Below are 12,493 nucleotides of genomic sequence, written 5' to 3'. Positions count from 1 at the left end.
GTTATGAAAGAACGTGCATCGCTAAAGAACAAAGTCGCCATCGTCGGCGTGGGCGAATCGGACATCGGCAAGGTTCCCCATATGACTGGCCTGGGACTCAACGCCCAGGCTGCCAAGCGCGCGCTGGACGACGCAGGATTGCAGGTATCCGACATCGACGGCGTGCTGACGGCCTATTCCTTCACAGAACCGTACTTCATGCTGGGATCGGTCATCTGCGAGTACCTTGGCATCAAGCCCAGGCTCAACGCATCAATGATCGTGGGAGGCGCCAGCCCGGTCGTCATGCTCAAGCATGCGACGCAGGCCATCGTCAGCGGCCAGGCGGAGACCGTCCTGGTCTGCGCGGGCGAGAACCGGGCCACGGGCCAAAGCCGGGACGCGGCCGTGGCGGCGCTGACGGCGGTGGGACACCCCTATTTCGAACAGCCCTACGGCACCTCGATACCCGGCTTCTACGCCATGATCGCGTTGCGCCACATGCACAAATATGGCACCACGCGGGAACAGCTCGCGCATGTCGCGGTCAACACGCGCGCGCACGCCCTGCTGCATCCCAACGCGCACATGAAAGCGCCCTTGACGCTGGACCAGGTGATCTCGGCCAAACCCATCGCTGATCCGCTGGGCATGCTGGATTGCTGCCTGATATCGGATGCCGGCGGCGCCTTCATCGTGACGTCCGCCGAGCGCGCGCGCGACCTGAAATGCACGCCCGTCTACCTGCAAGGCATAGGCGAATACCACACGCATGAGCATCTAATGTGCGCCCCGAGCCTGACCGAGTTCGGCGCGGCCGAATCCGGGCGCATCGCCTACGAGATGGCGGGGCTCGCGCCCGGCGATATCGACGTGGCCGAACTCTACGACTGCTTCTCCATCGTCCCCATCCTGGAGGCCGAGGAACTCGGCTTCTGCCAGCCCGGAGAAGGCGGCGCGTTCTTCGAGCAGGGACATGCGCGCATCGGCGGCAAGCTGCCCATCAACACCCACGGCGGCATGCTCTCGCATGCGCACGCCGGCGCCGCGGGCGGTCTGTTTGGCATCGTGGAAGCGGTGCGCCAGTTGCGCGGCGGCCTGGGCGAGCGCCAGGTAGAAGGCGCCGAGGTTGCGCTCGTGCACAACGAGGGCGGCATCCTGTCCTCGCACGGCACCGCCATCCTGGCCAGCGAAAAAGGCTGAATTCAACGCGGCTGTGCCGCATCCGGCAACCATTACAAGGACAACGCAATCATGACCACGACTCCCTCCGCGCGCGGCCGGTACTTCGATGACTTCGAGATCGGCCAAGAATTCGTCAGCCCGGCCCGCACCATCACGCAGACGGACATCGTCAATTTCGCCTGCCTGTCGGGCGACTTCAACGAAGTCCACACCAATTTCGAGTACTGCAAGACCACGCCATTCGGCGAACCCATCGCGCACGGACCGCTGGTGTACGCCATCATGGGCGGCCTGCAGTACGCCAGCGGCCTGAACGACGGGACCTTGCTGGCCCTGCTACAGATCGACGGCTGGAAACTGCTGGACCCCGTCAAACATGGCGACACCATCAGGCTGCATTCACGGGTCGTCGACAAAAAGCCCAGCAGCAAGCCGGATCGTGGCGTCGTCACCTTCCAGCGGCAGTGCGTCAAGCACGACGGCACGGTAGCCCAGGAAATGACGGCCACCCTGCTGTACCGCCGGAGAACATCGTGAACCCTCGCAGAAGACACATTCTGGGCGCCATGCTGGCCGCCCCCATCCTGGCCGGGCGCGCCCGGGCGGCCGACAGGCCCTTGAGAATCGTGGTGCCCTTCCAATCGGGCTCGGCCACCGACACCGCGGCGCGCATCATCGGAGAAAACCTGAGCCGGTCCCTGTCCCGCGCGGTGCTCATCGACAACAAGCCCGGCGCCGAAGGATACATCGCGGTCAAGGAGGTCATGAAGGCAGATCCCTCGGGCGACGTGCTGCTGTTCTCGACCAACACCGCCATCACCGGCATCAATACCTTCAATGCCAAACCGATCTACGACCCGCTGACCGAGCTGTCTCCCATCGGTCGGGTCGGGGAATTCCCCTTCCTGCTGGTCGTGAACACCGGCCTGCCATTCACGACCGCCCGCGGGTTCGTGGAGTACGCCCGGGCCAACCCCAAGAAACTGACCTATGCGTCCGGCAGTTCGTCCTCCATCGTGGCAATGGCGCAGCTGATGGGCATGGCCGGCCTGGCGTTGCATCACATCCCTTACAACAGCGAACCGCCTGCCGTGGTGGATCTGGTGGGCGGCAGGATCGACGTCATGTTCGCCACGCCCACCACGACCATGGGCTTTATCAAGGAAGGGAAGGTGCGCGCGCTCATGACTACCACCCGGACACGCCTGGAGCAGTTTCCCGACGTGCCCACGATGACCGATTCCGGCTACGCCAACATGCCGCTGGTGCCGTGGGGCGGGTTCTTCGGTCCTTCCGGAATGCGGCCGGAACTGCGCCGGAAGCTGAGCGCGGAGATCAACGCGGTTCTCGCCCAGCCGGACGTGGCGCGCGCGCTTGCCGTTCACCACATTTCGATCTCGACGTCGGGCCCCGACGAATTCTCCGCCTATGTGAAGGAACAGCTTGCGCTGTCGCTGCAAGTCGTCAAGGAACACGGGCTCGGCAGGAAGTAGATGGAGCAACTGCTGTGCGCCGCCCATACACTGCTGATCGGACCATGAACACCAACGCGCATGTGGATAGCTCCCCTGCCGGGCAGGCGGGCGGCGCCAGCCCCTGGCACGGATGTTGCGAGGTTATCCCCGACGCGCCCTGCGTTCATGTTGCCAGCCCGCCCGCAGAGGCAGGCTGAACAATAACTACATATGTGTTTTCCGCCGGTGAAAGGCGGAACTGGAGATAAGAATGACCTTTTTCAGAAAACCGCTACAGGCCGCGGCGGCCTTGCTGGCCAGCCTGGCTTTGCAAGGGCAAGCGGCGGCCGGCAGCTATCCGGACAAGCCCATACGCCTGATCACCCCCTACGCCGCCGGCGGTCTTTCCGACATCCTGGCCCGCACGCTGGCCCAGGATCTTTCGGAACGCCTGGGCCAATCCGTCATCGTCGAAAACCGCACTGGCGCGGGCGGCATCATCGGTACGGACTTCGTCGCCAAGTCGCGCCCCGACGGCTACACCCTGGCGCTGGCCAGCCAAGGCCTGGCCAGCGTCAACACCACTCTGTATCCGAACCTGCCCTACAACACGCTCAAGGACTTCACGCCGATCTCCTTGATCGCAAAATTCTCGCTGGTGCTGGTGGCGAACCCCGATCAGCCGATCAAGACCGTCGCCGACCTCGTCGACCGGGCCAAGAAGAATCCCAGTGCGCTCAACTATGGATCCGCAGGGAATGCCTCGACCGCGCACCTGACAATGGAAATGCTGAAGGACCGCACCGGCATGCCCATCATGCACATCCCGTACAAAGGCGAGTCCCTAGCGTTTACCGAACTGCTGGGCGGCCGGATCGACGCGACATTCGCCACGGTGGGAGGCGCGCTGCCGCTTATCCAGTCCGGCAAGGTCCGTCCCATCGCCGTGGCCGACAACGCGCGCAGCGCCTTGATGCCCGACGTGCCCACGGTCGAGGAATCCGGCGTGAAGGACTTCAACGTGTTCGGCTGGTACGCCATCCTCGCCCCGGCCAACGTGCCGCCGGAGGTGACGGACCGCCTGAGCAAGGCGCTGATGGATATAGGCAGGAGCGAGAAGTTCCGCGAGGCCATGCGCGCGCGCGGCATGGAGGCCGTGGGCAGCTCGCCCGAAGAAACGTCCCAGGTGATCCGCGATGAAACGCAACGTTGGGGCGCCATCATCAAGAAGGTAGGCATCACCGCTGACTAGACGGCGGCGCATCGCCCCCCCAAAAAAAAGGGCGGCCCGCTAGCGGGCCGCCCTGCCGTCAAGCGCTTACAGTCCCAATTCCCGCGCGATCAGTTCGCGCTGAATCTGCGAGGTGCCACCGCCGACGGTCGCGTTGCGGGCATCGCGCCAATGCCGTTGCATCGCGTGATCCGTGGTGTAGGCGTGTCCACCCAGGATCTGCATGCCCGAGGCGGTGACCCGTTGAAGCATCTCGGAAACGTAGAGCTTGGCCATGCTGGCCTCCTTGCGGCACGACAAGCCATTGTCGTAGCGCCAGGCGGCCATCGAGGTCAGCCAGCGGCCGCACTCCACCTCGGTCGCCATGTCGGCCAGCATGTGCGCAATGGCTTGGAACTGGCCGATGGGGCGCCCGAACTGCTTTCTTTCCTGGGCGTAGATCGTGGCGTCGTTCAAGGCGCTGCTGGCGCAGCCCAGGTAGTTCGCCGCTAGCGTGATGCGCTCGCGTTCCAGATGGCGTCCGATGTAACCCCAGCCCTTGCCTTCCTCACCCAGCAGATAGCGCGAGGGCACGCGCACATCGTCGAAGTAGATTTCCGACAGGCCCAACACGCGGCGGCCGATGACGTCCAGACGCCGGATGGTGATGCCCTTGAGATCGTTGGGCACCAGGAACAGGGAAATGCCATCGTGCCGCTTTTCGCTCTTCGCGGTCCTGACGGCGAGAACGATATGGTTGTCAGGCGCGTCCGCGCCGCTGGAAAACACCTTCTGGCCGTTGATCAACCAGTCATCGCCGTCGCGCCGCGCGCTCGTAGTCAATGACGCCGCGTCCGACCCCGAGTTGGGTTCGGTCAGGCTGAACGAAAGCTTGGCCTGGCCCTGCGCCACGCGCGGCAGGATGTCGCGCTTCAACTCATCCGGCGCCACATCCGCCAGGATCGAGCAGCCCCAGGCCTGCAGCGCAATGCGCGTGGCGAAGTCCACGCTGGGCTTGGCGACCTCTTCGTAGAGAATGATGCAATCGGACATCGGACTGCCCATCCCGCCGTACTCGGCCGGGACCACCATGGAAACAAAGCCCGCGTCCACCATGGCCGCATAGACTTCTTCCGGATACGTGCCGTCGCGGTCCCATTGCCGCACCTTTTCGGGCGTGCATAAGGACTGTACGAGCCGCTCAACCGCTGAACGCAGCATGACCTGCTCTTCGGTCTGGGTAAAGTTCACTTTTTTCCTCCAGGTGGTTTGGTATCTACGTCTGCGTTCCGCCCTTCGGACTGGATCGCGCCGCATCCCAAAAGCACAAGCAAGAATCGCGCCAACCTCCTCCATCGCCGGGCGACATCCTGCCATGCCCACCGCCAGTGCCTGCGCAGCGAACACCCGTGATTGCACAACGGACAACTGGCCGTGCGCCCTGGCAACCAGGCAGCCCCGGATGCTCTTGACTTGGCGCAGGCTTGCCGCAAAACTGATCGCTCTGTGCGCGAGAGCCGCCCTTCTTCTTTGTGTTCCCTTGCGCTGCGGAAGGTGCCGATTCAATCGATCGAGCGATTACTGAAGGAGCTCCGCATTGACCACTGCCGCGATGCCCAGACTGAAACTGCGCCGCCTTGTCACCGTGCTGGCGCTCGCGAGCGGAATCATCGCCTTCGTCAACACCCTGTACGCGGCCTACCTGGTGCAGCGCGAGCAGTTGATTGCCAACACCCTCGAGGCCAACCGGGCCTATGCGGTCAAGCTGGCGGAAGTCACCGACATCTACATCGAATCCATACAGCGGCAATTGCTCCTGTCAGCCGAGCGAGCGCCTGGCCTGCTGGGTTCGAAACCCGCCATGGAAGACGAACTCGCGCGCCTCGTCCATCAGAGCGACGGCGTCATGACGGCCGCCATCGCCGACAGTAGCGGCACCATCCTCGCCACCGCTCCCGCCGACGCGGGCTTCGAAGGCAGGACGCTGGTGCGCCAACAATTGGCGACGGGCGCCCAACATCTGAAGGGCCAGATATCGACCCCCTACGTGGGTATGGAGGGCCAGCTGATACTGGCGTTTTCCGAGCCTTTCCGTGATGCCAAGGACAACTATGCCGGCACGATTCTCACGGCCATCCACCTTCGGCAAGGCAACGAGTTCGACAAACTGGTAGGCGAGCACTTCTACCGCGACGGATCCTACCTGTATGTCGTCGACGGCAACGGCACCATCATTTACCACAAGGACAAGGATCGCATCGGCACCAGCGAAAGAAGCAACGCCGTGGTCGAAGCCGTGTTGCGCGGCGAGACGGGTGCGATGCCCGTGGTCAACACCCGCGGCGCGCACCTCCTGGCCGGCTACGCCGCGCTCAAGAACGGCGGCTGGGGCGTCGTGGCGCAACGCCCGCTGGACGAAACGCTGCGCCCGCTGCGGAGCCTGACCGACAGGATCGTGCTCTACGCTTTGCCGGTGGGGCTGATCATGTTCCTGGTCATCTATCTGTTGGGCCGCTGGATCTCGCGGCCCTTGGAGGAACTGGCGCAGATCATCGAACGGGACCAGCCCGGCGCATCCGCTGGAGATCTGGACAGGGTCAAGGGCTGGTACTACGAAGCTGCCCGCCTGCGGAACGCCGTGACGATGAGCCAGAGCTCCCAAACCCGGCGGCTCGACAAGCTGAACACGGACACCATCACCGATCCGATGACGGGCCTCTTCAACCGCAGGGGCCTGGCGCTGCAGATCGCCACCCTGCGCCAGACCCAGCAGCCTTTCGCGGCGCTCGCGCTGGACCTGGACCACTTCAAGCGCGTGAACGACACCTACGGGCACGCGGCCGGCGATCAGGTGCTGATCGCGCTGGCCGCCATCCTCAAGACCTGTGTGCGAGGGGAAGACGCGCCGTGCCGGGTGGGCGGCGAAGAGTTCCTGATCCTGATGCCCAACGCCTCGCGTGACACGGCGGAGATGGTCGCCGGACGCATCCGGACTGCGACGGCAAGCCATGCCATGCCGCAAGCGGTGGGGCGTGTCACGGTGTCCATCGGCATCGCGCTGTGGCCGTCGGATGATGCCGACATCGACAAGGTCATGGCGAAGGCGGATGAGGCCTTGTACCGGGCGAAGAATGCGGGACGTGATCGGGTGGAGGTCTGGTCGGCGGCGAGTCCGCAGGCCTAGCCTTCGTCCGCAGGACGCCGCGTATACCCCGCGGCCAAAGCATGCGCGACCCTTTCTGCGTAGCGCTGCATGATGGCCGCCAACGCCTCGAGGTTCTTCGACTTCAGGCGTTGCAAAGGTCCCGTAACGCCAAGGCTGTAGATCACGCCCAGATGCGGCAGATGCACCGGCACGCCCAACGCCGCCAGGCCCTCATCGATTTCGCCGATGCAGGTCGCGTAGCCCTGCTGACGGACCTGGGCGTACTCGTCTCTGATGCGGCGGCTATCCACGCAGGTATGCGCGGTCAAGCGCGGTAGCGGTTCCGCCAGCGCGGCATCGATGACCTTGGGCGCTTGAAACGCAAGAATGGCTTTGGCCGATGCGGCCGCATGCGGCGCCATGCCCTTGCCGGGCAATACGAATCCGCGCCAGGGTGTATCGGGCGCTTCCATCAGCACGGATGACACCTGGTGACCGCTGTGCAGCTTCGCCAGGTAGCAGGTTTCATCGGTCTCGGCCGCCAGGTCGGCCAGGTGCGGGCGCACCACCGCGCCTATCCACTCCGTATCTGCGCTGGCGTATGCCAGCCGCTTCACCCGCGCACCCAGCACATAGGTGCTTGCGGCCAGATCCACCAGTTGTGAGTCCTGCATGGTGCCCAGCAGTCGATGCGCGCTGGTCTTGGGTAAAGCCAGCATGCGCGCGATTTCCGTGAGGGCCAGGCCGTCGGGAAAGGAGGCGAGCAGTTCGAGGATGCGGGTGTAGCGCTCTAGGGGGGGGAGTTTGGAATCTTGGCTCATAGGCGTTCCTTGGACGCGCATTGTAGGGCGGCCGAACGCCCATGCCGGGAAAACCCGGTCTTGCTGTCCTTGCCGGCTGTTTTTTATTATACCGAAAAAAGGAACGTTGTACCGATTTTCGGAACGACGAGAAAGCCATCAAAAACCCTGGGGAAAGCCGCCCCGCCTTCAACGTTGATCGTTACAGGAGCGCAGCATCATGTCTTTCAAGAACATCCTCACCCTTGCCCGCCGCGTTCTACCGGCCGTCGCCCTGGCAAGCCTTGCCAACGCGGCCTACGCCCAGAACGTGGTGGTAGGCGCCACCGTGCCCCTCACCGGCCCCTTGTCGCTGACCGGCAAGCAATACTTCAATTCCCTCAAGCTGGCCGAGGACGACATCAACAAGGCGGGCGGCCTGCAAGGCAAGCCGGTCAAGTTCGTGTTCGAGGACGCCCAGGCGTCCAACGGCACGGCCGTCAATGCCTACGTGAAGCTGGCGCAGGAGAACAAGCCCGCCTTCACCTTTCTCACCAGCTACAGCACCCAGAACATGGCCGTCGCGCCGGAAGTGGCGAAGGCCGGCATTCCTGCGATGTACGCCGGCGGCGCCGATGCCGTCGCGGATCTGCGCAATCCCTGGCTGTTCCGCATCCGCCCGCAGGACAGCACGGCGGCCGTCGCCATGGCGCGCTTCGTCAAGGATGAGCTCAAGCTGTCCAAGCCCGGCATCCTCTACATCCAGAATGATTTCGGCCAGGGCGGCGCCAATGCCGCGGCGGCCTTCCTGAAGGATCAGGGCATCACCCCCGTCGGCACGGAAGCCTATGGCCAGAACGACAAGGACATGTCGGCGCAGATTCTCAGCCTGAAGAACAAGGGCGCCGACGTCATCCTCGCCTTCGTCTACCCGCAGGACGGCGCGATGGTGCTGCGCCAGATCAAGATGCTGGGTCTGAAGCAGCCCGTGGTGGCCTCGTCGGCTGCCTTTGTCCCGGCCGCCATGCAACTGTTGTCGCCAGCCGATCTGGACAACGTCTGGGGCGTGATCGACACCTATCTGCCCGCGACCGACAAGGGCAAGAACTACGCGGAACGCTTCAAGCAACGCTTCTCCATGGACGCCGATCCCTATGGCGCCGCGTACTACGACGGCGCGATGCTGATGGCCCAGGCCATCAACGCCGTCGGCGCCGAACCGCAAAAGCTCCAGGCCTATCTCAAGGACCTGAAGGGTTATCAGGGCGTTTCGCACGTCTACAGCTTCGATGCCAAAGGCAACGGCGTGCACGATGTCGCGATCGTGAAGTTCGCCAAGGGAAGCAAGGACATGCAGTTCATCAGCACCATCAAGGTCGACTGAGCATGGCCGGCGCCACAAGGGGAACTCCATGCAGGAAATGATCCAACTGCTGGTCAACGGCGTCGCGCTCGGCAGCGTCTACGCCCTGGCCGCGCTGGGCTTCGTCATCGTGTATTCGGCCACCAGCGTGGTGAACTTCGCCGCCGGCCAGTTCGTCATGCTGGGCACTTTCTTCGGGGTCAGCACCATCATCCAGGCCCAGTGGCCCGCAGCCCTGGCCTATCCCGTGGCCATCGCGATGATGGCGGTCTTCGGCCTGTTGTTCTATGCCCTGGTCCACTTGCCGCTGCAGAACCGTCCCGTCGTGACGGTCATCATCGGCACGGTGGCCGCCGGCATCGCCATGCAGAACGGCGCGTTGCTGATCTGGGACGCCTGGCCCTTCCGCATGCCGTCGCCTTTCGGCGACGGCACCATCAGCCTGGCCGGCGGCGTCATCACGGTGCACGCCCTGGCCACCATCATCATCACGCTGCTGTTGATCGCCGGTCTCTACGCGCTGCTGCACCGTACTTCCATCGGCCGCTCGATGCGAGCGGTGGCGCAGGACGTCGAGACCGCGAGACTGATGGGCCTGCCGGTGCGCCTGCTGCTGGGCTTCGCCTGGCTGCTGGCGGCCGTGTTCGCGGGCTTTGCCGGCCTGCTGGTGGGGCCCATGTGGTTCGCCGACGTCAACATGGGCGATGCCGTCGCGCTGAAGGCCTTCGCCGCCACCATCATCGGCGGATTCGGCAGCGTACCCGGCGCGATCGCGGGCGGGCTGGTGGTGGGCTTGATAGAAATTCTTGGCGCGGCATACCTGTCCTCCACCTACAAGGACCTGCTGGCCTTTGGAATCATGATTCTCTTCCTGCTGCTGCGGCCGCAGGGCATCTTCGGCGAACGCATCGCCGATCGGGGCTGACCATGAAACGATCCCATCTGCTCTGCGGTCTGGCCGTCCTGGCGTTGGCCGCCGCCCTGCCCCTCTATACCCAGGGCTACGGCAACCGTCTTGCCAATACCGCCGTCATCTCGGCCATTGCCGTCATCGGCTTGAACTTCGTGTTCGGTTATGCCGGCCTCATCTCGCTTGCGCACGCCGCCTTCATGGGCGTGGCCGCGTACCTGGTGGCCGTCCTGACCACCTCCCACGGCTGGAATCCCTGGCTGGCGGCGCTGCTCGCCATTGCCGCCACCTGCCTGACCGCCTATGTCACCGGCCGTATCCTGCTGCGCCTGAAGGGGCATTACCTGGCGCTGGCAACCTTGGGGCTGAACGTCAGCTTCACCATCGTCGTTTCCAACTGGATCGACGTCACAGGGGGCACGAACGGCATCTCCGGCATTGCGCCGCTCTCGCTGGGCGCCATCAAGCTCGACGACGAACCCAGCTTCTACCTTTTCTCGCTGGCGGTGCTGACCTTGCTGGCCCTGCTGGCCGCGCGCATCCGCCATTCGCATGCGGGCCGCACGCTGATGGCGGTGCGCGACGATGAGCTGGCCTCGGCCATGACGGGACTGCCGGTCACCGAGGTCAAGGTGGCGGCCTTCACGCTGGGCGCCGCCTACGCGGCCGTGGCCGGCTGCCTGTTCGCCTTCCACATCCGCTTTGTCTCGCCCGAGGACTTCAACTTCTCCCACTCCATCATCTACCTGGCCATGCTGGTCGTGGGCGGCGAAGGCAGCATCGTCGGCGCGATCCTGGGCGCGGTAAGCGTGACCCTGCTGCCCGAACTGCTGCGCGGCGTCGGCAACGCCTATCTGCTGGTTTTCGGCGTTCTGGTGCTGGTCATCCTGATCGTGCTGCCCCGCGGCCTGATCAGCCTGGTCGACCCGGCCACCTACCGCCGGCGCGCCAAACGCAGCGGCCGGCGCGGCGTGGTCCATGGAGGCAGCCTGTCATGAGCCTCATGCAAGTACAGAACATCAGCAAGCATTACGGCGGCGTGCAGGCGCTGTCGAACGTCAGCCTGGAGATCGGCGCCAACCAGTTCTACGCCATCATCGGCCCGAACGGCGCCGGCAAAAGCACCCTGCTCAATGTGATGACCGGCCTGGTTCCCCCCACATCCGGACAGGTCAGCTTCGACGGCAAAGTGCTGACCGGACTGCCCACGCACGCGATCATCCACGCGGGCATAGGCCGGATTTTCCAAAGCGGCCGCCTGTTCACGCGCCTCAGCGTCCTGGAAAACGTCATGCTGGGCGCCGCCATGCGCGACCCGCGCTCGCTGAGCGCGCTGCTGCTGCGCCCCCGATCCACGCGGGAGCGCGAACGCGCCGCCCGTGATGCCGCCTACGACACCCTGCGCCAGTTCGACCTGCATACGCTGGCCGACCGCGGCATAGGTTCGCTGTCCTACGGCAACCGCCGCCTGGTCGAGATGGCCAGAGTCATGGTCGCGCGGCCGCGGCTGTTGCTGCTGGACGAGCCTGCGGCCGGTCTGAATTCCGGCGAGGTCGAACAACTGATGGACCTGTTGCGGCGCCTGCGCGAACAGCACCGGCTATCGGTCGTGCTGATCGAGCACAACATGGGCATGGTGATGCGGCTGGCCGAGAACGTGGCGGTGCTCAACTTCGGCGCCAAGCTGGCCGAAGGCACCCCCGCCGAGGTGCAGTCCGATCCCGCGGTGCTCGAAGCCTATCTTGGAGGAGGCTACCAGCATGTTGCAGTGTAGAAACCTGGGTGCGGCCTACGGCGACATCGTCGCATTGCGCGGCATCGATCTGGATGTGCGCGCTGGCGAGGCCGTGGCGCTGATTGGCGTCAACGGCGCCGGAAAAACCACGCTGCTGCGCGCGATCTCCGGCTTGCTTCCCACCACGGGTGAACTGAACTTCGACGGCAGTTCCCTGGACACGCTGCCGATCCAGCGCCGCGTAAAGGCGGGCATCGCCCATGTCCCGGAAGGCCGCAGAATATTTCCGGGCCTAACCGTGAAGGAGAACCTGGAAGTCGGGGGCTCGGTGCGCGGTGGCGGCAGCAGCGATGACTTCGACCGCGTCTACGACCTCTTCCCCCGGCTGAAGGAGCGCGCCAGCCAGCTGGGCTGGTCCCTGTCTGGCGGCGAACAGCAAATGCTGGCGATCGGCCGCGCCTTGATGGCGCGCCCTCGCCTGCTCCTGCTCGATGAGCCTTCGCTTGGCCTGGCGCCGCGCCTGGCCGAAGAAGTCTATGCCCGCATCGCCCGCATCAATGAGGGCGGCATGACCGTCCTGCTGGTCGAACAAAACACCGTGCTCGCACTCGGCGTGGCCGACCGCGGTTATGTCATCGAAAACGGCAGCATCGTCTTGACCGACACGGCCGAGACCTTACGTCTACACCCGCGGGTCCGGGACGCCTACCTGGGCCGCTAATTCCTGCTTGAG

12 protein-coding genes are annotated in these 12,493 nt (G+C 64.5%); 10 read left to right on the top strand and 2 right to left on the bottom strand.

What is annotated here, in order from left to right; translation table 11 throughout:
• Positions 1 to 3 precede the first annotated feature (3 nt).
• The 4 genes from IB268_RS03945 to IB268_RS03930 all read left to right on the top strand — a co-directional run bounded on the left by IB268_RS03945 (position 4) and on the right by IB268_RS03930 (position 3,870).
• Positions 4 to 1,182: a thiolase family protein gene (locus IB268_RS03945; protein WP_192353843.1), complete on the top strand. Its 1,179-nt coding sequence runs from the start codon at positions 4 to 6 to the stop codon at positions 1,180 to 1,182.
• 51 nt (positions 1,183 to 1,233) lie between these two features.
• On the top strand, positions 1,234 to 1,701 hold the full coding sequence (locus tag IB268_RS03940) for a MaoC/PaaZ C-terminal domain-containing protein (RefSeq protein WP_192353842.1): 468 nt from the start codon (positions 1,234 to 1,236) through the stop codon (positions 1,699 to 1,701).
• Positions 1,698 to 2,657 (top strand): tripartite tricarboxylate transporter substrate binding protein, encoded by a 960-nt coding sequence (locus IB268_RS03935; RefSeq protein WP_192353841.1) that lies wholly within the window; start codon positions 1,698 to 1,700, stop codon positions 2,655 to 2,657. Before IB268_RS03940 ends, IB268_RS03935 begins: the two co-directional genes overlap by 4 nt.
• A 232-nt stretch (positions 2,658 to 2,889) precedes the next feature.
• Positions 2,890 to 3,870, top strand: coding sequence for a tripartite tricarboxylate transporter substrate binding protein (locus tag IB268_RS03930; protein WP_192353840.1), 981 nt, complete (start codon positions 2,890 to 2,892; stop codon positions 3,868 to 3,870).
• Positions 3,871 to 3,936: 66 nt separating this feature from the next.
• Here the strand turns inward: IB268_RS03930 and IB268_RS03925 are convergent, their stop codons facing one another.
• Positions 3,937 to 5,079, bottom strand: coding sequence for an acyl-CoA dehydrogenase family protein (locus IB268_RS03925; protein WP_192353839.1), 1,143 nt, complete (start codon positions 5,077 to 5,079; stop codon positions 3,937 to 3,939).
• A 361-nt stretch (positions 5,080 to 5,440) separates the two neighbouring features.
• On the opposite strand from IB268_RS03925, the gene IB268_RS03920 reads away from it, so the two are divergent.
• Positions 5,441 to 7,012 carry a diguanylate cyclase gene (locus IB268_RS03920; protein WP_225591289.1) on the top strand — a complete coding sequence of 524 codons (1,572 nt, stop codon included), beginning with the start codon at positions 5,441 to 5,443 and terminating at the stop codon, positions 7,010 to 7,012.
• Here the strand turns inward: IB268_RS03920 and IB268_RS03915 are convergent.
• The gene (locus tag IB268_RS03915; protein WP_119450418.1) at positions 7,009 to 7,794 is read right to left on the bottom strand and encodes an IclR family transcriptional regulator; all 786 of its coding nucleotides are present in this window, start codon (positions 7,792 to 7,794) and stop codon (positions 7,009 to 7,011) included. The genes IB268_RS03920 and IB268_RS03915 overlap by 4 nt on opposite strands.
• Positions 7,795 to 7,993: 199 nt before the next feature.
• On the opposite strand from IB268_RS03915, the gene IB268_RS03910 reads away from it, so the two are divergent.
• The 5 genes from IB268_RS03910 to IB268_RS03890 are packed head-to-tail and all read left to right on the top strand — an operon-like array spanning position 7,994 to position 12,481.
• Positions 7,994 to 9,136 (top strand): ABC transporter substrate-binding protein, encoded by a 1,143-nt coding sequence (locus IB268_RS03910; RefSeq protein ID WP_119450419.1) that lies wholly within the window; start codon positions 7,994 to 7,996, stop codon positions 9,134 to 9,136.
• 28 nt (positions 9,137 to 9,164) lie between these two features.
• Complete coding sequence (locus IB268_RS03905) at positions 9,165 to 10,040, top strand: branched-chain amino acid ABC transporter permease (RefSeq protein WP_054452143.1); 876 nt, start codon at positions 9,165 to 9,167, stop codon at positions 10,038 to 10,040.
• A 2-nt stretch (positions 10,041 to 10,042) separates the two neighbouring features.
• Positions 10,043 to 11,023 (top strand): branched-chain amino acid ABC transporter permease, encoded by a 981-nt coding sequence (locus IB268_RS03900; protein WP_054452144.1) that lies wholly within the window; start codon positions 10,043 to 10,045, stop codon positions 11,021 to 11,023.
• Entirely contained in the window at positions 11,020 to 11,799 is a 780-nt protein-coding gene (locus IB268_RS03895) for an ABC transporter ATP-binding protein (protein ID WP_192353837.1), read from the top strand. The genes IB268_RS03900 and IB268_RS03895 overlap by 4 nt, the downstream gene beginning before the upstream one ends.
• Positions 11,786 to 12,481, top strand: coding sequence for an ABC transporter ATP-binding protein (locus tag IB268_RS03890; protein WP_054452146.1), 696 nt, complete (start codon positions 11,786 to 11,788; stop codon positions 12,479 to 12,481). Before IB268_RS03895 ends, IB268_RS03890 begins: the two co-directional genes overlap by 14 nt.
• Positions 12,482 to 12,493: the final 12 nt, after the last annotated feature.

This window comes from Achromobacter sp. ACM01 (assembly GCF_014851745.1).
Classification (GTDB): domain Bacteria; phylum Pseudomonadota; class Gammaproteobacteria; order Burkholderiales; family Burkholderiaceae_B; genus Achromobacter; species Achromobacter aegrifaciens.
The sequence above is the reverse complement of the archived record's forward strand: the minus strand, read 5'-3'. Positions and strand labels throughout refer to the sequence as shown.

What these genes read in the sequence shown, in the direction of transcription:
- IB268_RS03945 (WP_192353843.1), top strand. Translation starts at nt 4, where the DNA reads ATGAAAGAACGTGCATCGCTAAAGAACAAAGTCGCCATCGTCGGCGTG.
- IB268_RS03940 (WP_192353842.1), top strand. Translation starts at nt 1,234, where the DNA reads ATGACCACGACTCCCTCCGCGCGCGGCCGGTACTTCGATGACTTCGAG.
- IB268_RS03930 (WP_192353840.1), top strand. Translation starts at nt 2,890, where the DNA reads ATGACCTTTTTCAGAAAACCGCTACAGGCCGCGGCGGCCTTGCTGGCC.
- IB268_RS03920 (WP_225591289.1), top strand. Translation starts at nt 5,441, where the DNA reads ATGCCCAGACTGAAACTGCGCCGCCTTGTCACCGTGCTGGCGCTCGCG.
- IB268_RS03915 (WP_119450418.1), bottom strand. Translation starts at nt 7,794, where the DNA reads ATGAGCCAAGATTCCAAACTCCCCCCCCTAGAGCGCTACACCCGCATC.
- IB268_RS03910 (WP_119450419.1), top strand. Translation starts at nt 7,994, where the DNA reads ATGTCTTTCAAGAACATCCTCACCCTTGCCCGCCGCGTTCTACCGGCC.
- IB268_RS03905 (WP_054452143.1), top strand. Translation starts at nt 9,165, where the DNA reads ATGCAGGAAATGATCCAACTGCTGGTCAACGGCGTCGCGCTCGGCAGC.
- IB268_RS03900 (WP_054452144.1), top strand. Translation starts at nt 10,043, where the DNA reads ATGAAACGATCCCATCTGCTCTGCGGTCTGGCCGTCCTGGCGTTGGCC.
- IB268_RS03895 (WP_192353837.1), top strand. Translation starts at nt 11,020, where the DNA reads ATGAGCCTCATGCAAGTACAGAACATCAGCAAGCATTACGGCGGCGTG.
- IB268_RS03890 (WP_054452146.1), top strand. Translation starts at nt 11,786, where the DNA reads ATGTTGCAGTGTAGAAACCTGGGTGCGGCCTACGGCGACATCGTCGCA.